The 18204-nt window shown below is 71.8% G+C and carries 16 protein-coding genes and 1 riboswitch; of the genes, 6 read left to right on the top strand and 10 right to left on the bottom strand.

Annotation, left to right across the window (positions count from 1 at the left end; translation table 11 throughout):
* Nucleotides 1-144: 144 nt before the first annotated feature.
* Complete coding sequence (locus HD595_RS02705) at nucleotides 145-1926, top strand: AMP-dependent synthetase/ligase (RefSeq protein ID WP_253765395.1); 1782 nt, start codon at nucleotides 145-147, stop codon at nucleotides 1924-1926.
* A 26-nt stretch (nucleotides 1927-1952) separates the two neighbouring features.
* Here the strand turns inward: HD595_RS02705 and HD595_RS02710 are convergent, their stop codons facing one another.
* Entirely contained in the window at nucleotides 1953-2330 is a 378-nt protein-coding gene (locus HD595_RS02710) for a MerR family transcriptional regulator (RefSeq protein WP_308211095.1), read from the bottom strand.
* A 259-nt stretch (nucleotides 2331-2589) separates the two neighbouring features.
* On the opposite strand from HD595_RS02710, the gene HD595_RS02715 reads away from it, so the two are divergent.
* Nucleotides 2590-2994 carry a hypothetical protein gene (locus HD595_RS02715; RefSeq protein WP_253765396.1) on the top strand — a complete coding sequence of 135 codons (405 nt, stop codon included), beginning with the start codon at nucleotides 2590-2592 and terminating at the stop codon, nucleotides 2992-2994.
* Nucleotides 2995-3037: 43 nt separating this feature from the next.
* On the opposite strand, the gene HD595_RS02720 is transcribed toward HD595_RS02715, so the two are convergent.
* Nucleotides 3038-3805, bottom strand: coding sequence for a DeoR/GlpR family DNA-binding transcription regulator (locus tag HD595_RS02720; protein ID WP_253765397.1), 768 nt, complete (start codon nucleotides 3803-3805; stop codon nucleotides 3038-3040).
* Between the two features lie 203 nt (nucleotides 3806-4008).
* On the opposite strand from HD595_RS02720, the gene HD595_RS02725 reads away from it, so the two are divergent.
* From HD595_RS02725 to HD595_RS02735, 3 genes are read left to right on the top strand one after another with little or no spacing between them, the layout of a single operon-like run.
* The gene (locus tag HD595_RS02725) at nucleotides 4009-5298 is read left to right on the top strand and encodes an ABC transporter substrate-binding protein (protein ID WP_253765398.1); all 1290 of its coding nucleotides are present in this window, start codon (nucleotides 4009-4011) and stop codon (nucleotides 5296-5298) included.
* Nucleotides 5298-6167, top strand: coding sequence for a carbohydrate ABC transporter permease (locus HD595_RS02730; RefSeq protein WP_253765399.1), 870 nt, complete (start codon nucleotides 5298-5300; stop codon nucleotides 6165-6167). The genes HD595_RS02725 and HD595_RS02730 overlap by 1 nt, the downstream gene beginning before the upstream one ends.
* Entirely contained in the window at nucleotides 6164-7084 is a 921-nt protein-coding gene (locus tag HD595_RS02735) for a carbohydrate ABC transporter permease (protein ID WP_253765400.1), read from the top strand. The genes HD595_RS02730 and HD595_RS02735 overlap by 4 nt, the downstream gene beginning before the upstream one ends.
* Before the next feature lie 21 nt (nucleotides 7085-7105).
* Here the strand turns inward: HD595_RS02735 and HD595_RS02740 are convergent, their stop codons facing one another.
* The 6 genes from HD595_RS02740 to HD595_RS02765 all read right to left on the bottom strand — a co-directional run bounded on the left by HD595_RS02740 (nucleotide 7106) and on the right by HD595_RS02765 (nucleotide 14419).
* On the bottom strand, nucleotides 7106-8206 hold the full coding sequence (locus HD595_RS02740) for a glycosyltransferase family 4 protein (protein ID WP_253765401.1): 1101 nt from the start codon (nucleotides 8204-8206) through the stop codon (nucleotides 7106-7108).
* Nucleotides 8203-9414 (bottom strand): M48 family metallopeptidase, encoded by a 1212-nt coding sequence (locus HD595_RS02745; RefSeq protein WP_253765402.1) that lies wholly within the window; start codon nucleotides 9412-9414, stop codon nucleotides 8203-8205. The genes HD595_RS02740 and HD595_RS02745 overlap by 4 nt, the downstream gene beginning before the upstream one ends.
* A gap of 188 nt (nucleotides 9415-9602) precedes the next feature.
* Complete coding sequence (locus HD595_RS02750) at nucleotides 9603-10550, bottom strand: basic secretory family protein (protein WP_253765403.1); 948 nt, start codon at nucleotides 10548-10550, stop codon at nucleotides 9603-9605.
* Between the two features lie 152 nt (nucleotides 10551-10702).
* On the bottom strand, nucleotides 10703-11230 hold the full coding sequence (locus HD595_RS02755; RefSeq protein ID WP_253765404.1) for a C40 family peptidase: 528 nt from the start codon (nucleotides 11228-11230) through the stop codon (nucleotides 10703-10705).
* Nucleotides 11231-11303: 73 nt separating this feature from the next.
* Nucleotides 11304-11463: riboswitch (cyclic di-AMP (ydaO/yuaA leader) on the bottom strand.
* A gap of 444 nt (nucleotides 11464-11907) precedes the next feature.
* The gene (locus HD595_RS02760) at nucleotides 11908-12882 is read right to left on the bottom strand and encodes a C40 family peptidase (protein ID WP_253765405.1); all 975 of its coding nucleotides are present in this window, start codon (nucleotides 12880-12882) and stop codon (nucleotides 11908-11910) included.
* A 214-nt stretch (nucleotides 12883-13096) separates the two neighbouring features.
* On the bottom strand, nucleotides 13097-14419 hold the full coding sequence (locus tag HD595_RS02765; protein ID WP_253765406.1) for an NYN domain-containing protein: 1323 nt from the start codon (nucleotides 14417-14419) through the stop codon (nucleotides 13097-13099).
* Nucleotides 14420-14559: 140 nt separating this feature from the next.
* On the opposite strand from HD595_RS02765, the gene HD595_RS02770 reads away from it, so the two are divergent.
* The gene (locus tag HD595_RS02770) at nucleotides 14560-15642 is read left to right on the top strand and encodes a phosphotransferase family protein (protein WP_253765407.1); all 1083 of its coding nucleotides are present in this window, start codon (nucleotides 14560-14562) and stop codon (nucleotides 15640-15642) included.
* Between the two features lie 230 nt (nucleotides 15643-15872).
* Here HD595_RS02770 and HD595_RS02775 read toward each other — a convergent pair whose 3' ends face one another.
* Nucleotides 15873-16529, bottom strand: a complete 657-nt coding sequence (locus tag HD595_RS02775) for a response regulator (RefSeq protein WP_253765408.1) — start codon at nucleotides 16527-16529, stop codon at nucleotides 15873-15875.
* A 295-nt stretch (nucleotides 16530-16824) separates the two neighbouring features.
* Nucleotides 16825-18159, bottom strand: a complete 1335-nt coding sequence (locus tag HD595_RS02780; protein WP_253765409.1) for a sensor histidine kinase — start codon at nucleotides 18157-18159, stop codon at nucleotides 16825-16827.
* Between the last annotated feature and the right edge of the window lie 45 nt (nucleotides 18160-18204).

Raw genomic sequence — 18204 nt, forward strand, 5'->3', positions numbered from 1 at the left:
GAACGTGGTGGGCGTCCCAACGGATCTGTGGCTGCTAGCGTGAGGAATGGGTTCATAACGCCTGGATGACAAAGCTACCGGCGCGTAACTTATCGCGGTAACGTCCAGGCAATCCCCGAAGCGTCCGCCTGGAGGAGTTTGTCCGTGCGCGAGTACAGCGTTCCCGTACTGGTGGATGTGCCGCCCACCGCGAGCCTGCCCGACACGGTGTTCGACAGGGCGGAGCGGGAGCCCGGAAGGATCGTCGTGCGACGCCAGGTGGACGGCGCCTGGGCGGCCGTCACGGCCGCCGAGCTGCGGGACCAGGTCGTCGCACTGGCCAGGGGACTCATCGCGGCGGGGATCGAGCACGGCGACCGCGTCGCGCTCATGTCGCGCACCCGCTACGAGTGGACGCTGATCGACTACGCCATCTGGTCCGTGGGCGCGGTGACCGTGCCCATCTACGAGACCTCCTCGATCGAGCAGGTCCGCTGGATCCTCACCGACAGCGCGGCGCGCGCGGCGTTCGTCGAGTTGGACGGGCACGAGGAGACCGTGCGCGAGGCCGCGCCGGGGCTGAAGGACCTGTGGCGGGTCGAGGCCGCGCTGGACGGCCTGCCCGGCGCCTCCGAGATCTCCGAGGCGGACGTGGCCGAGCGCCGCGGCCGGGTGTGCGGCGCCGACCTCGCGACCGTCGTCTACACCTCCGGCACGACCGGCCGCCCCAAGGGCTGCCGGATCACCCACGACAACCTGCTCTTCACCGGCCGCAACGTGGTGCGCGGGCCCCTGGAGCCGCTGTTCACCGCCAAGGACCCGGCGGGGCTGCTGTTCCTGCCGCTGGCGCACATCTTCGCGCGCATGATCCAGGTGGCGCTGGTCGAGGCTGGCGCGGTCCTCGCCCACACCCCCAACATGAAGAACGTGGCGCCCGACCTGGTGGGGTTCCGTCCCACGTTCCTGCTGGGCGTGCCGCGGGTCTTCGAGAAGGTCTACAACGGCGCCGAGCAGAAGGCCATCGCGGGCGGCAAGGGCGCGATCTTCGCGCGCGCCGTGGACACGGCCGTGGCCTGGAGCCGCGCCGAGAACGCGGGCGGCGCCCCCCTCGGGCTGCGCCTGCGACATGCCCTGTTCGACCGGCTCGTGTACCGCAAGCTCCGCGCGGCCACCGGCGGCCGCCTGTCGGCGGCCGTGAGCGGCGGCGGCGCGCTCGGCGAGCGGCTCGGCCACTTCTTCCGGGGCGCCGGCATCGAGGTCTTCGAGGGGTACGGGCTGACCGAGACCTCCGCGCCGTGCTCCGTCAACATGCCCGGGGCCAACAAGATCGGCACCGTCGGCAAGCCCCTGCCCGGGGTCACCCTGCGCATCGGCGAGGACGGCGAGATCCTCGCCAGGGGCCGCAACGTGTTCCACGGCTACTGGAACAACGAGGACGCCACGGGCGAGGTGATCGACGGCGACGGCTGGTTCCGCACCGGCGACGTGGGCGAGCTGGACGCCGACGGCTACCTGCGGATCACCGGGCGCAAGAAGGAGATCCTGGTGACCGCGGCCGGCAAGAACGTCGCCCCCGGGCCGCTGGAGGACGCGCTGCGGGCCCACCCGCTGGTGTCCCAGGCCGTGGTGGTCGGCGACGGCCGGCCGTTCGTCGGCGCGCTGATCACGCTCGACCCGGAGGCGCTGGAGCAGTGGCGCTCCGCGCGCGGGCGGGCCGGGACCGCTGCCGCCGATCCGGCCGCCGACCCGGAGATCCGCGCCGAGGTCCAGCAGGCGGTGGACCGGGCCAACGCCACGGTGTCGAAGGCGGAGCAGATCAAGAAGTTCACGATCCTGCACGCGGACATCACCGAGGAGAGCGGCCACCTGACGCCGACCCTCAAGATCAAGCGCAACATCGTCATGCGCGACTTCGCCGCCGACGTCGAGGCTCTGTACACGTCCTGACCTCCGCCTCGCGGCCCGGGAAGGGGTCAGCCGACGGAGGTCAGCTCCCGGCTGGTGCGCTCGACGGCCGCGACGAGGCCGGCCAGGGCGTCACGGGTGGCCTGGAGGCCGGCGAGCTGCTCCTCCAGGCCGGTCAGCCGGCCCCGCAGGTGCTGGAGCGTGCAGGCGGCGAGCCGGTCGTCCCCCTCGACGCAGGGCAGCACCTCCTTGATCACCCTGGTCGGCAGCCCGGCGTCGAGCAGGGTGCGGATGCGCCGCACGACGACCGGCGCGTCGGGCCCGTAGTGGCGCTGGCCGCCGCCGTCGCGCTCGGCCTCCAGGAGGCCCTGCTCCTCGTAGTAGCGCAACAGCCGAGGGCTCACGCCGGTCTCACGCGACAGGTCGCCGATCTTCATGCCACTCATGTGAGCTTCCAACGCCGCTCACACGCCCCGCCATTCCGCCCTTTATGCCCGTTTTGAACGGCGAACATTACGGGCGACTTTTCCGGACATTTCTTGTATTTGCCCAGGTAGGCGACCTGAAATTTGTTCGAAGTCGCGTCCGGAAATGGCCTTGGCAGCCGCGAGCGGACGGGTAATCTGAGTCCCAAGAAAGAAAGAAAGCGGGACCGGAGATCCAATACATCCCCGGTCCCTACCTAGAAAGGTAGGGGAGATCGCGATGAGCATCAAGGACGCGGCGCTTCAATACGCCACGGCGATCGAGAACGAGCTGATCCAGGTCCGCGCCGACCAGATGGAGCTCGGCCAGCAGCTCACCGAGCGCATCAACGGCGTCGCCGACCGGGTCAAGGTCCTCGACAGCAAGGTCACGCTGCTGGACGACAGGCTCGCGATCATGGATCGCAAGTTCGAGGCCCTGGACCACAAGGTCGACACCGGATTCGCGGAGCAGCGCGAAGAGCAGAAGGCCATACGGGAGACCCAGGCGGCCATGCAGGAGACCCAGACAGCCATGCAGAAGGCCCAGACGGCGATGCAGGACAGCCAGCGCTCCATGCAGAAGACACAGGTCGAGATGATGGACATCCTCGTCGCCATCCAGGCCAAGCTCGAACTCAACTAGCCCGCGTCGGGCATGACGCGTGACCGGCCGCGCGCCCGGCCGGTCACGCGACGATCAGCTCGCCCGGCTGCTCGCCCAGGATCCGCCGCGCCTCCTCCGGCAGCCCCGCGTCCGAGACCACCACGTCCGCCTCCGCCAGGCGGGCGATGGTGCTGATGCCGACCGTGCCCCACTTGGTGTGGTCGGCGAGCACGACGAGGCGGCCGGCGGCCTCGACCAGCGCGCGGTCGGTCTCGGCCTCCATCATGTTCGGGGTGGTGAAACCGGCCCGCACGCTCATCCCGTGCACGCCGAGGAAGAGCAGGTCCACGTTCAGCCGCCGGATCGCGGCGACGGCGACCGGGCCGACGAGCGCGTCCGACGGGGTGCGCTCGCCACCGGTGAGCACGACCGTCTGGTCCGGCCGGCCGGCCCGCTGGAAGACGTCGCCGACCCGCACCGAGTTCGTCACGACGGTCAGTCCGGGCACCGCGACCAGCTCGTGGGCCAGCGTGTACGTCGTCGTGCCGGCCGACAGCGCGACCGCGGACCCCGGCTCGACCAGGACCGCGGCGCGGCGGGCGATGGCCCGTTTCTCCTCCTCCTGCCGCATCGACTTGGCGGCGAAGCCGGGCTCGTCGGTGGAGCCGGCGCCGATCGCCGTGGCGCCGCCGTGCACCTTGGCCAGCAGCCCCCGCTCGGCCAGCACCTCCAGATCGCGCCGGACGGTGATGTCGGAGACGCCGAACGCCCGGACGAGATCGACGACCCTGACGCCGCCGTTCAGCCGGACCAGCTCGAGAATGGCCTGCTGCCGCTGCGGGGCCAGCATCGCGTCACCACATCCCAACAGTTTCCGACACATCCTCAGACGCATGATGACATGCCGTTCTCGGAAATCTGCCGGCGTTATTCCGAGAACTCCCGCAAACCCGCACGAAATCATGCGTTGACAGTCCGAAATGTTGGGTTTTCGATGAATGGAAGTGCGCGAACTCGGGGGAATATGTCGGTCCACGCTAGGAGGAACCCCCCATGGACCATGGTGCGCCCCTCTCCCGCCGCAACCTCCTGCTCGGGGCCGCCGCCGCGGCCGGCGTCCCGGCCCTGCTCGCCGGCTGCTCCTCCGGCGCGCGGCCGTCCGCCGGCGGCGCGAGCGCCTCGGGCGGCCTCGGCACGGTGACGCTCGGCTCGAACGCCTCCGACGAGGTGCCGAAGAAGTCGCTGGCCACGGTGCTCGCGAGCTTCCACTCCGCCCAGGTGAAGGTCAACACCGTCGACCACAACACGTTCCAGGAGAACATCAACCGCTACCTCAAGGGCAGGCCGGACGACGTCTTCACCTGGTTCGCCGGCTACCGGATGCAGTTCTTCGCCGAGCAGGGCCTGGCCACCGACATCTCGGACGTGTGGCGCGAGATCGGCGGCGACTACACGCAGGCGTTCAAGGACGCCTCGACGGGCACGGACGGCAAGCAGTACTTCGTGCCGTTCACCTACTACCCCTGGGCCGTCTTCTACCGCAAGAGCCTCTGGCGGCAGAAGGGCTACCAGCCGCCCAGGACGCTCGACGAGTTCACGGCGCTGGCCAGGAAGATGAAGGCCGACGGGCTCATCCCGATCGCGTTCGCCGACAAGGACGGCTGGCCGGCCATGGGCACGTTCGACATCATCAACATGCGCACGAACGGCTACGACTTCCACATCTCGCTCATGGGCGGCAAGGAGTCGTGGACGGACCCGCGGGTCAGGCAGGTCTTCGACACCTGGCGCGGGCTCATGGAGTACCACCAGCCGGCCGCGCTGGGCCGCACGTGGCAGGAGGCCGCGCAGTCGCTCCAGCAGAAGAAGACCGGCATGTACCTGCTCGGCATGTTCGTCGCCCAGCAGTTCCCCGAGAACGAGCGCGACGACATCGACTTCTTCACCTTCCCCGAGATCGACCCCGCGCACGGCACCGACTCGATCGACGCGCCCATCGACGGCTACATGATCTCCGCCAAGGCGAAGAACGTGGACGGCGCCAAGGCGCTGCTCAAGCACCTCGCCCAGGCCGCGGCGCAGAACGTGGCCACCGGGCTCGACCCCGGCACCCTGGCCGCCAGCTCCAAGGCCGACACGAGCGGCTACAGCACGCTGCAGAAGCGCGGCGCCGAGCTGGTGTCCAAGGCGAAGCACATCGCGCAGTTCCTCGACCGTGACACCCGCCCCGACTTCGCCTCGACCGTGATGATCCCCTCGCTCCAGTCGTTCGTCGGCAAGCCGGGCGAGATCGACTCCTTGCTGGCCGGCATCGAGAAGCAGAAGGCCACCATCTTCCGGTGATGGCCGTCAGGACCCGTCGCTACTCCGCCCGCGACGTGACCGTGCTGGTCATCGGGCTGGGGGTGGCCATCGTCGTCAACGTGGGCCTCATCTGGGGGCCCACGTTGGCCTCCGTGGGGCTGTCCGGCACCGACTGGAACGGCATCGGCCCCCTCCGGTGGGTCGGCGGGCGCAACTACGCCGACCTGGCCGGCGCGTACCCGCCGTTCTGGTCCGCGGTCCGCAACAACCTGCTGTGGCTGGGGTTCCTCGGGCTGGTCGCGACGCCGTTCGGGCTGCTGTGCGCGGTGCTGCTGGACCGGCGGCTGCGGCTGTCACGGCTCTACCAGAGCGCGCTCTACCTGCCGGTCGTGCTGTCGCTGGCCGTGGTGGGCTTCATCGCGCAGCTCGTCTACTCCTCCGACTACGGCGTGCTGAACGCGGTGACCGGGCTGAGCGTGGACTGGCTCGGCGACCGGTCGATCAACATCTGGGTGGTCATGGTCGCGGCCGGCTGGCGGCACGTCGGCTACGTCATGATCATTTACCTGGCCGGGCTGAAGGCGGTGGACCCCGCGCTGAAGGAGGCGGCGGCCATCGACGGGGCGAGCGAGGCGCAGACGTTCTTCCGCGTCGTCTTCCCCACGCTGCGGCCGGTCAACGTGATCGTGCTGGTCATCACGGTGATCGAGGCGCTGCGCGCGTTCGACATCGTCTACGCGATCAACCGCGGCCGCAACGGGCTGGAGCTGCTGTCCGTGCTCGTCACGGAGAACATCGTGGGCGAGGCCAGCCGGATCGGGTTCGGCTCGGCCATCGCGGTGATCCTGCTGGCCATCTCGATCGGGTTCATCGTGACGTACCTGTCGCAGCTGTTCAGGGAGGAATGATGACGCTCACCGCCCCCGTCCCCACCCGCGCGGCGGGGCGGCCGGGCACGCCGCCCCGCCGCCCGGTGCGCCCGCTACGGGCGCTGCTGCACGTCTTCCTCGGCCTGGTCGCGCTGGGCTGGCTGCTGCCGCTGGCGCTCGCGGTGTACGCCTCGCTGCGCCCGTACGACGAGACGGCCCGCCTGGGCTACTTCTCGCTGCCCGAGCACCTGACGCTGGACTACTACGGCCGGGCGTGGAGCCAGGCCGAGCTGCCCCGCTACTACCTCAACACGCTGATCATCGTGGTCCCGGCCCTGGTGGTCACGCTGTTCATGGCGTCGTTCACGGCGTTCGCCATCGCGCGGCTGCGCGTCCCGGGCCGCAGGGCGCTGCTCATCGTCTTCACCGCGGGCAACCTGCTGCCGCCGCAGGTGCTCATCACTCCGCTCTACACCGTGTACGCGATGGTCCCGCTGCCCGCGTGGCTGTCGGACTCGCAGTCGCTGTACGACTCCTACCTCGGGCTGATCCTGGTGCACGTGGCGTTCCAGTTCGGGTTCTGCGTGTTCGTGATGGCCAACTTCATGCGCACGATCCCGGAGGAGATCGACGAGGCGGCGCTGGTGGACGGGGCGGGCGTGTGGAAGCGGTACTGGCGGCTGACGCTGCCGCTGTGCCGGCCGGTGCTGGCGGCGCTGTCCACGCTGCAGTTCACCTGGATGTACAACGACTTCCTGTGGGCGCTGGTGCTCATGTCGTCGGGTGACAAGCTGCCGGTCACCTCGGCGCTGAACAACCTGCGCGGCCAGTTCTTCACCGACTACAACCTGCTGGCCGCCGGGTCGGTGCTGGTGGCGCTGCCGACGCTGATCGTGTTCCAGCTCCTGCACAAGCAGTTCGTGGCCGGGCTGACGCTCGGCGCGACGAAGGGGTGACCTCACCGGGAAGGGGTGACCTCACAGGAGGGTGTGGAAGCGGGTGGCGACCAGGTCCCAGGACCACTCGCGGCCGATCCACTCGCGCCCGGCGGCGCCCAGCTTGCGGGCCCGCTCGGGGTCGCCGAGCAGCTCGGCGAGGGCGGCGGCCAGCTCGCCGGTGTCCTCGCCGTCCACGAGCAGGCCGGTCTCGCCGTGGCGGACGGCGTCGGGCGCCCCGCCGGAGGCGCCCGCCACCACGGGCAGGCCGGTCGCCGACGCCTCCAGGAACACGATGCCGAGCCCCTCCACGTCGATCCCGCCCCAGCGCGTACGGCAGGGCATGGCGAAGACGTCGCCCGCCGCGTAGTAGCCGGGCAACGCCGAGGCCGGGACGGTGCCGGTGAAGCGGACCGACTCGTGTCCGCCGGCCAGCCGTTCCAGCCGCCGGCGGTACGGGCCGCCGCCCACCAGCAGCAGCACGGCGTCCGGGACGGCGGCGAGCACCTCCGGCCAGGCCGCGATCAGCCGGTCCTGGCCCTTGCGCGGCACGAGCCGGGACACGCACACGACCACGGGCCGGCCGGCCAGCCCGAGCGCCTCCTTGGCCCGGCCGGGTTCGGCCTCGGGGCGGAAGCGCCCGGTGTCGACGCCGGGCGCGAGCTGGACGAGCTTGTCCGGGGCGATGGCGGCGGCCAGCCGGGCGCGCGTGTACTCCCCCAGGTAGGTGACCACGTCGGCGTGCCCGCCGATGCGGCGCAACACGGAGCGGAACCCGGGCCCCGCCGCCCAGGACGCCTCGTGGCCGTGGGTGAGCATCACCACCCGGCGCGCCCCGGCGGCGCGCAGCCGCGGCGCGAGCAGCCCGAGCGGGGCGGCGGCGCCGAACACCACGGTCCGGGCGCCGTGCTCGGCGACCAGCCGGGCCGCCGTGCGGGCGACGGCGGGCGTGGGCAGCATGAGCGAGGTCGGGTGGCGCACGACGGGGTACGGCTGGCGGCGGTCGAACTCGGCGCAGCCGGGCCAGGCGGGCGCGTAGACCGCCACGCCGGGCGTGCGCGCGGCCAGGCCGTGGACGAAGGACTGGATGCCGCCCGGCCGCGGCGGGAAGTCGTTGGTGACGATGAGGACGCGGGCGGTCACGGCGCCGGGACGCCGTTCAGCCGCGCCCAGGCCCGTGCCAGGGCGATCCGCTCGGGCGTCGACGGATGAGACGCAAAGAGCGCATATTCCACGGCATCAGGCGACAAGTCGGAAATATTGGTAATTGCGAGGCGTTTCTGCATGGCCACGAAGGTGGCCGGGTCTTTCGTCAGGTCGAGGGCGTGGACGTCGGCCCGGGCCTCGACGTGGCGGCTGACGAGGTTCAGGGCGGGGCCGGACAGCACGGTGGCCAGCGACATCAGCCCGACCAGCACGGCCACGGCCCGCGGGTCGGCGGCCGAGGCGACTCCGGTGCGCCGCCGTACGAGCTGGAAGGCCAGATACAGCAGCGCGGTGCCGGCGGCGGCGCCCAGCGCGCCGACGAGGGTGCCGTCGAGCACGTCGCCGTTCTTCGCGTGGCCGAGCTCGTGCGCGACCACCAGCTCCACCTGCGGGACCGGCCCGCGCAGCAGCGTGTCGTAGACGACGATCCGGCGGGTGGCGCCGAAGCCGGAGACGTACGCGTTGAGCGCCGTGGTGCGGCGGGAGGCGTCGGCGACGAGCACGTCCTCGACCGGCACGCCGTCGCGCGCGGCCATCTCCAGCAGGCTCGTGCGCAGCGCGCCCTGCGGCATGGGGCGGAAGTCGTTGAACAGCGGCTCGACCACCACGGGATAGACGAACGACAGCGCCACGGTCAGCGCGAACGCGCCCACGGCGGCGGGGATCCACCACCGCCGCACCTTCCGGGCCAGGCCGACCACGACGACCATCGCGAGCGCCAGCACGGCGGCGTCGACCCCGATGCCCTTGATCCGGTCGGCCGACCAGGCCGCCCAGTCCTGCGTGGACAGGCCGTACGCGCGCAGCTCGCTCTCGGCCCACATGCCGAGCGGCCAGCGCACCGCCTCGACCAGCGCGGTGAGGAGCAGCACGCCGAGGACGACCCGCATCCACCAGGGGCCGCGCAGGCGGCCGAGCAGCCGGGCGCCGAACGGGGTGAGGACGAGCAGGCCCGCGAAAAGCAGGGTGAGGCCCAGCGACAGGTAGACGGGGGCGGTGGTGGCGGCGTCGAACGCGGCGGCGCGGGCGATCTCGGCGGGGGTGAAGTCGCGGGCGGGGTCGGGGACGACGTGCGGCGCGGAGGGAGGCAGCGCCCGCCAGGGCGTCGTGACGGCCACGACGGCCACGGTGGCGAGGCCGAGCACGGCGCACACCACCCCGGCCTGCCGCCACCCGTCCCTCGAGTCCTCAGCCTCGGAAGCGCCGGACGCATCGGCCCCCGAGTCCCCGGCCCCGGAAGCGCCGGGCATGTCAGACCCCGGCGCGTCCGGCCTGGACGCGTCCGCCGTGGGGACCGTGTCCCCCGCCTGCCCGTCCTTCGTCACGTGTCCCCCTACGCCAGCTTCTCACGCACGTACGCGCGCCAGCCCGCCGTCAGTCTCGCGGTGGGGAGCCCGGCGGCGGCGAGCGCCCGGGCGGCGCCCCGCGTCCTGGCATCACGGTAGAGCCTCACCAGCGTCTGCTCTCCGCGCCACTCGGCGATGAACCGGCACGCGAGCCACGCCTCCTGGTAGACCGCCGCCAGCCTGGACGAACCGGGCGCGAAGTCGGCGGCCCCGGGCAGCCGGCGCGGCGTCCTCCCGGCGCGCACCTCGGCGGCCAGCTCGGCGGCGGCCACCGGCACGGCCAGGCCGGCGTCACGGTAGGCCACGTAGTCGGCGAACCCCTCGTACAGCCAGGGCGGCAGTCCGCCGGTGCCGGCGGCGACATGCGTGAGCTCGTGGGCGAGCACGACGTCCCGGCCGACGTCGGTGAGGCGGCCGAACGTCTCGGGGACGACGATGACCCGCCCGCCGTCGGCCAGCGCGGCCAGCCCCTCGACGCCCGCGACGCGGGCCAGCCGCGCGGCCTCGGCGGAGGAGTCGGGGACGAGCACGAGCGGCCGCACGGGGGTCCGGAGGACGGCGGAGACGCGCGCGCCGGCGGCGTCGGCGCGGCGAGCCAGGTCCCGCAGGAGCGCCGGGGCGGCCCGGTGTCCCAGCACGAGGGACCGCGCGCCGCGGACGGTCCGGGTCTCCCCCGGCCACGGTTCGGCCGCCACGTCCGTGCCGGGCGGGCCCGCCGCCGCGGTCCTCGCGCTCTGGCGGGCGGCGTCACCACGGTCGGGAGCGTTCTGGAGGCCGGCGCCGGTACGGTCGGCAGCGCCCTGGAAGCCGGCGCCGGTACGGTCGGCAGCGCCCTGGAAGGCGCCGCCGTCACGGCCGGGAGCGGACGCGGCGGCGAGCGCGAGCAGGGGCGCCACCCCCGCCAGCACGGCACGACGACTCACCCGGACCGACACGCTGTCCGATCGTACCCGGCCGTCCGGCGGCCACCCGGCGGTTCCCCCACGCGAGGGCGACCCGCTCCACCGATCCCGCCCGTGAACGTCTGCTCTGCCGGTGAACGCACGAAGACCCCGTCCCCAACCCGGGACGGGGTCTTCGTGCGTGCTCACAGGCCAGGACGTACCGCAGCCACGAACGACGACTTGCGCCATCCGCTGAGCTTCTCGATGCGTACCGTCAGACCTGTCCGCGGCGAGTGGACCATCTTGCCGTGGCCGACGTACATGCCCACGTGGCCGAGCCCCCGGAAGAACATCAGGTCGCCCGGCTTGAGGTGCTTCCAGGAGACCTTCTTCTTGATGCGCGCGTACTGGCTGTTCGTCACGCGGGGGATGCGCACGCCGGCCTTCTTCCAGGCGTACTGGACGAGGCCGGAGCAGTCGAACGCGCCAGGTCCGGTGCCGCCGTAGCGGTACGGGTCACCGATCTGGGCCTTCGCCACGGCGACGGCCGTGTGGGCCCTCGCCTGCTGCCGGACGGCTTTCGACGCCTTCGCCGACTTACGGGTGGCCTGCTTCACGGACGCGGCGGCCGTGCCCGCCGAAACCGAGGAGAAGCCGGCCGTGGTGCTCGTCGTCCCTTGTGCCTGGGCCGCCGGGGCATGGAGAACCAGGCCTCCGGCCGTCACGGTCATGGTGAGAGCGACACCGCTCAGCGCGATTCGGGACAGACGGGGGTTGTGCGAAGAGGTAGACAGGATTTCTCCTTGAGTCTTCCACGAACGCCTACCGGGTTAGCTGACGGATTCGGGCCTGGAAGTCGCCCTACGGCGCGCTCGCGCGCCGATTCACCCCTGATCCCGGGTTCGGGATCGCTGGGTCCCCGGCTCCGTGCCTCCTGGCTGCACGGACTCGGCAGGTCACCGCCGACACACGTACGGATATCTACGGCGGCGACCGCTGGATCTCTATCTCGTCCACATCGGGAGGACCGATGCTGGCTCGCGACGCCATGGCTTGTGCGCCGCGACGCCAGAAGTTACGCCGACAAGTCATGAAACGGCAAAGCCACCGTCAAGCTGTAAAGATCCACATAAGGTGTTAGTAAGACGATGAGTCCCAGCTTGTCACCATGATTCGTTACGCAAATGTGACTCTGCTCACACTTGACGCATCACTGGCCAGTCAAGGCTCTTTCGTCGCATTTGTCAGGTTTGCCCCGACCGCCATGCCAGGCCACCCGACCATGAACGGCACCAGATCCGTTCAGTTCTTTACTGCCGTTTCCGTCACGGAATAGCGGCAGGATCGCTAAAATGCCCCGCCACACCCCTCTGCGAGGGGGCGACGGGGCCGCCGGCCGAGGCCGGTCTCAGGGACGTACGGCGCCGACGATGCTGCCGCCGTACGACGAGAGCGTGACGACCTTCACCACGTCGCCCGTCTGCGGCGCGTGAACGATCTGGCCGTTGCCCGCGTAGATGCTGACGTGGCCCAGACCGTTGCTGAAGATGAGGTCGCCGGGCTGGAGCGCGTCCAGCGAGACCTTGCGCGAGGCGCCCCACGCCCACTGCTGCCAGGTGGTGCGTGGCAGGGAGACGCCGGCCGCGCGCCAGGCGGCCTGCGTGAGGCCCGAGCAGTCCCAGCCGCCGGGGCCCGTGCCGCCGAACACGTACGGCTTGCCGACCTGCGCGTAGGCGAACCTCAGGACGGCCGCCGCGTTGCCCGAGGCCGGGCCGGAGTACTTGATGCCGGTGCTGTTCGGGTCACCGGCGCGGTAGGCGCCGAGCCGGTCGAGCAGCTTCTTCTGCTGGGCGATGAGCTTGAGGACCTCGGCGCGTTCCTTGCGCACCGCGTCGCGCTCGTCGTCGGCGGCGGCCAGGGCCGCCTCGGCCTTGTCACGCTCGGTCTTGAGGCCGCGGTTCTCCCGGTCGAAGGCGGCCAGCTTCTGGGCGCGCTCCCTGGAGACCTGGTCGGCCAGGGCGAGGCTGCCGAGGACCGTGGAGGGGTCGTCGGAGGTGATCACGCCGGGCACGGCCGCGGCGTCGCCGCCGAACTTGTAGCTGTTGACCGCCGCGGAGATGACCTGCTGGCGCAGGTCGGCCACGGTGGCGAGCTTGCGCTTGTAGCTGGCGTTGAGCCCGTCGTAGACGGACTGGGCCTTCTTGTGCTTCTCGGTCGCCGTGTTGTAGCGGTCGACGACCTTGTCGGCCTTGTCGTTGAGCTTGGCGAGCTTGGCCTTCGCCTGCTTGATCGTCGGCTTCGGCGCGGCCTGCGCGCCACCCGTCGGCGCGATCATCAACCCGGCCACGAGACTCGCGACCACCGGCACCCGGCCCAACCTCACAGCGACGCCTCCCAGGGAACACACCTGGGGCGAAATAGTACAGAAGTTGCGGCGGTGATCTCACCTAAACGTCAGATTCCTTTTACCGCCGTTTTACCGCCGGTGGTCGCGACCGCATCCGTTCACGTCGGCGCCCCTGACCGCACCTGTCCGGCCGGGGCGGCAGTGCCGCACCGGGCCGAGTCCGAACGGAGCCGCCGGCGCCAGTGCGGGTCTACGCGCGGCCCAGCCTGCGCAGCAGCAGTCCTGATGGTACGGGCCGGGCGCCCATCCTGCGCACGGATTCGGCGACCTCGCGGTCGGAGGACACCACGGCGATGGCCCGCCCGGGCGGTTCGGCCCGGACGAGCTGGCGGATGAGGTCGTCGGCGATCTCCCCCGGCGCGCTGAACAGCACGCGGACCCCGCGCGGCGCCACCACCTGGACCGGCGCGTTCAGCTCGGCCCCGTCGAAGACCACCGTCACCTCGACGCGGGTCTGCGCGACCAGCCCGCCGAGCCCGGTCATGAGGCGGTTGCGCTGGTCGGCCAGCGTGAGGGTGCCGTAGCCGGCCTTGGTCACGTTGTAGCCGTCGATGATCAGGTGCACCTGGGGCAGGGCGAGGAGCTGGTCGAGGAGCTGCGGGTCGTCGTCGGCCAGCGCGCGGGCGGGCACGCCGCGCACGCTCGGACGCTCGCCGGTGACCGCAGCGACCGAGTCGGCGGGCCGGCTGATCATGGTGGGCAGGGCCAGCTCGCGGCGCAGCCCGGCGGAGGCGTCCTGGAGGGCGTCGAGCAGGACGCGGATGCGGGCGTCCTCGATGCTGCGTCCCTCTCGGGCGGCCCGGCGGGAGGCTTCGAGCTGTTTCTCGGCGTCGGCCAGCCGCTCGCGCAGCCGCCGCAGCTCGGACTCGCCGGCGCTGCCCGCCGCCGACGCCGCCGACCGGGCCTCGTCGGCGGCCTGCGCCATCTCCTCGGCGTGCCGCTGCGCCGCCCTGGCCCGCTCCCGCGCCTCGTGCAGGCGGCGGCGCAGGTCGGAGTTCTCGGTGCGGGCGGCCTTGAGCTGCTCGCGCAGCCGTTCGGTCTCCTCCTTGGCGGCGTTCTTCTGGGCGGCGAGCTGCTCGCGCAGCCGCGTCACGACCTCTTCGCGCTCGGACCCCTCGGCGGCCACGGCGGAGCGTTCGAGGTCGGCGCGGGCCGCCTCGACCATGTCGGCCCAGCCGGGCGGGCGGGTGAGGTAGGCCGCGGCGGCCACGAGCACGGGGTCGGCGGCGGGCGGCACGTGGCCCTCGGCCAGCGAGGCGACCAGCTCGGGCCAGCCCGCCGCGACCGACTCGGCGACCAGCTCGCGGAACTCCTTGTCGCTCTCCAACTGCGCGGCGATGGGGGCGCTGCCCAGGCGGGCGCGCTTGCGCGGGTCGAACTTGGCGATGCCCCGCAACGGGGGCGGAACGGACGCAGCGGGGAGCGAGCCGAGGACCTGGGCCGCCAGGTCGACGACGTTCAGCCGCACCGGTTCGGGAAGCGGGCGAGACAGGCCTTCACCCGCTGAGCTCATCCCACTGTCCCTTCGTGACATGCCCTTTCAGACAAGGGTACGGCTGCCCCGTACCTGACCGTAACGCTCGCCCCACGTAGACAAGCGCTTGCTAGGGGTATACCACTGGTGCGGGACCCGAACAGCAGGAGGAGACCGCCGTGGCCGAGGAGATGCGGACATCGACCCGTGACCTGCGCACCCTCCACGACCGGGTGGCCACCTGGCTGTCCGGCCGCACCGGCGGCCCGGTGGAGGTGTCGGAGCTGTCGCGGCCCTCGGCGAACGGCATGTCGAGCGAGACGCTGTTCTTCACCGCCTCCTGGGCCGGACGGCGGCCGGTGCGCTGCGTGGCGCGCCTCGCCCCGGAGACCGAGGCGGTGCCCGTCTTCCCCCACTACGACCTCGGTGCCCAGTTCGAGGTCATGCGGCTGGCCAGGGAGCGGGCGGGGGTCCCGGCGCCGAGAGCGCTGTGGTTCGAGCCGGACCCGGGGGCGCTGGGCACGCCGTTCTTCGTCATGGAGCGGGAGGACGGGGACGTGCCGCCGGACGTCATGCCGTACACGTTCGAGGGCTGGCTGCTCGACGCGCCGCCCGGGAGACGGCGAGAGCTCCAGGACGCGAGCGTGGGGCTGCTGGCCGCGCTGCACGACACGCCGTTCACGAGGGACGAACTCTCGATCCTCTTACGCCCTGACCCCGGCAGAGGGGGTGGGTTGCGGGCGCACGTGGACGCCCAGCGCGCCTACTACGGATGGGCGCACGGGGACCACCCGATCCCGCTGCTGGAACGCGCCTTCGACTGGCTGGAGGCACACTGGCCGGACGACCCCGGACCCGACGTGCTGACCTGGGGCGACGCCCGCATCGGGAACGTGATGTACCAGGACTTCCGGCCGGTCGCCGTACTGGACTGGGAGATGGCCGCGGTGGGGCCGCGAGAGCTCGACCTGGCGTGGATGATCTTCCTGCATCGGTTCTTCCAGGACCTCACGGAGGCCATGGGCCTGCCTGGCCTGCCCGACTTCATGCGCCGGGACGACGTCTGCCGGACGTACCAGGAGCTCACGGGCCATCAGCCCGCGAACATGGACTTCCACCTGACGTACGCGGCGCTCCGGCATGGGGTGATCATGGCGAGGGTGTGGCGGCGACGGATCCACTTCGGCGAACAGGCCATGCCGGACGACCCCGACGACCTCGTCCTGCACCGCACGACCTTGGAGCGCATGATCGCGCACTGAGCCGTGCCACCACCCAGACGCCTTCTCACCCTCCCCGCCCTGAGCGTCCGAACCGGCGAGGCTTTCCACTACTGAGGCCGCCTCCACGCCCAGGTTTGCAGCCGCACCCTGCGCGTCCCAACTCCTGAGAAGCACCTACTCACCCGGCCGCCCGCAGTTCCGCAGACGAGCCGCCAGACGAGCACCCGCCTCCCTGAGCTTCGCTCGCTTGAACCGACCGGTGGCCCGGTTCAGCTCGCTGAGCCGGCGTCGTGGACGATCAGGGCGATCTGCACCCGGTTGTTCAGCCCCAGCTTGGTGAGGATCCGCGACACGTGCGCCTTGACCGTGGCGACGCTCATGTAGAGGTCGGCGCCGATCTCGGCGTTGGACCGGCCCTGGCCGACCGCCACCGCCACCTCCCGCTCGCGCTCGCTCAGCCGGTCGAGCAAGGAGCGGGCGCGACCGGCGCGGCTCTCCGCCCCGCCGCCCGACACGTGGCTGATGAGCTGCCGGGTGACGACCGGCGACAGGATCGGCTCGCCCGCGGCCACCTTCCGGATGGCGCCGACCAACTCGGCGGGCGCGATGTCCTTCAACAGGAACCCCGCCGCCCCGGCCCGCAGCGCCCGGAGCACCTGCGCGTCGGCGTGGAACGTGGTCAGGACCACCACCTCGGGCGGCTCCTTCGCCGCGCGCAGCGCCTCGGTGGCGGTGAGCCCGTCGACGTCAGGCATGCGGATGTCCATGAGAACGACATCGGGACGGTGCTCGGCGACCATCGGCGGCACCTGCGACCCGTCACCCGCCTCGCCCACGATCACGATGTCGTCGGCGCCGCCGAGGATCATCGCCAGACCGGCCCGGACGAGCGGGTCGTCGTCCACGATGAGCACCTTGATCGTCATGCCGTCCACCGTAACCACCCTCCACCACGCACATCCCCACACCCCATCCGACCCCGCTCCACCTCACCCGACGCCGGCCCAGCACGCCGTACGACCCCTGAAGCCGAACCCCGCGCCCCATCACGCCCAGCCGCCCGAGCGCCGCGTCCCAGCCTGTCCGACCACCACGCCACACCACGCCCGACCGCCCAACCACCGTGCCCGCCCACGCGTGCCACGAGTTGTCCCGCACCGGACCGCACTCGCCGCATCTCCCCAACACCGAGTCCCCGCCCGCTCTTTTCTCCCCGCGGGATCACGGAGTCCATGGCAACCAGGCGTGCAGGCGGAAGTCACCTCCCGCCCCCGGGCCGAACTCCAGCCGGCCGCCCGCGAGCTCGACCCGTTCGGTGAGCCCGATGAGCCCCGCCCCCGCGCCTGGGATGCGCGGGCTCTGCCTGGCCCACACCGCGTTGCGCACCTCGACCGTCACCCCGTCACCCGGACGTCCCGCGACGGTCACCGACACCGGCGCGCCGCCCCCGTGCTTACGCGCATTGGTGAGGGCCTCCTGGACGACGCGGTAGACGGTACGGCCGAGACCATCGGACACCACCACCTCACCGGCGACATCCCCGAAACGCTCGCCGGCGCCATCACCGGCACCTTCGCCGACCCCATCGCCGAAACTCTCTCCGAGGCCGTCAGCGGCACGCTCTCCAGCACCACCGCCGGGGCCGCCCCTCACCCCCGCCCCCTCGAAGCCGTCCATCGTGAAGGACAGCTTCATGCCCGCCTGCCGGCACTCCTCCACGAGCGAGCGCAGGTCGGCCAGCGTGGGCTGGGGCGGGGCGGGGACCGGGCCGTTCTCGTCGCCGGAGGACGACGGGTGCCGCAGTACCCCGATCACCTCGCGCAGATCCTGGAGCGCCTGGTGGGCGCTGTGCCGGATGGCGCCCGCCGCCCTGGAGATCTCCTCGGGCGGCGCGCCGGGCCGGAACTCCAGCGCCCCCGCGTGCAGGCTCAGCATGGAGATGCGATGGGCCAGCACGTCGTGCATCTCCCGGGCGATCCGTTCGCGTTCGAGCCTTTTGGCCTCCTCGGCCGCGATGACCGCGCGCTGCCGTAACGACCAGACGAGCTGCCGCCGCGCCCGGACGACCACGCCCCACGCGAACACCGTCAGCAGGATCGCCACGCTGAGCGTCATCGTGCCGGCCGGCCCCAGGTCGGGGTCGGGGTGCAGCATCACGTACGGGCCCAACGTCAGCATGGCGAACGCGGCCACCGGCCCCGCCACCTTGAACGGCCGGTGCACCGCCACCGTGAACATGCCGACCACCGCCGCCCCGCCCACCATCAGCAGGAACGTCGACAGCACCGTGGTGACCATCGCGAACCACACCGGCCACCGGCGGCGCAGCCACACGGCCACGCACGACAGCACCCCGGCGACCTGCTCGATCATCATGAGCGGCCGCGGCAGGCCCTCCAGCTCCGGCGCCGTCAGGAGCGTGATGCCGCACGCGGCCAGGAACATCGCGATGTCGACGATCCAGTCACGGGTGGAGCGCCGCACCGGCCGCACGGCGGAGCCGTCGCCCAGCAGGACGGCCGGCAGGGCCCAGCGGTACTCGTCGTGGTCGCTCACAGGTCCCGAGGTTAGGGGGTCGCGGGGCGGGCGGACAGCGACCAA

The sequence above is a fragment of the Nonomuraea roseoviolacea subsp. carminata genome, from assembly GCF_024172185.1.
GTDB lineage: Bacteria > Actinomycetota > Actinomycetes > Streptosporangiales > Streptosporangiaceae > Nonomuraea > Nonomuraea roseoviolacea.

Coding starts and splice junctions, on each gene's coding strand:
- HD595_RS02735 (WP_253765400.1), top strand. CDS start 6,164: ATGATGACGCTCACCGCCCCCGTCCCCACCCGCGCGGCGGGGCGGCCG.
- HD595_RS02730 (WP_253765399.1), top strand. CDS start 5,298: ATGGCCGTCAGGACCCGTCGCTACTCCGCCCGCGACGTGACCGTGCTG.
- HD595_RS02755 (WP_253765404.1), bottom strand. CDS start 11,230: ATGACCGTGACGGCCGGAGGCCTGGTTCTCCATGCCCCGGCGGCCCAG.
- HD595_RS02710 (WP_308211095.1), bottom strand. CDS start 2,330: ATGAGTGGCATGAAGATCGGCGACCTGTCGCGTGAGACCGGCGTGAGC.
- HD595_RS02725 (WP_253765398.1), top strand. CDS start 4,009: ATGGACCATGGTGCGCCCCTCTCCCGCCGCAACCTCCTGCTCGGGGCC.
- HD595_RS02765 (WP_253765406.1), bottom strand. CDS start 14,419: ATGAGCTCAGCGGGTGAAGGCCTGTCTCGCCCGCTTCCCGAACCGGTG.
- HD595_RS02715 (WP_253765396.1), top strand. CDS start 2,590: ATGAGCATCAAGGACGCGGCGCTTCAATACGCCACGGCGATCGAGAAC.
- HD595_RS02720 (WP_253765397.1), bottom strand. CDS start 3,805: ATGCTGGCCCCGCAGCGGCAGCAGGCCATTCTCGAGCTGGTCCGGCTG.
- HD595_RS02775 (WP_253765408.1), bottom strand. CDS start 16,529: ATGACGATCAAGGTGCTCATCGTGGACGACGACCCGCTCGTCCGGGCC.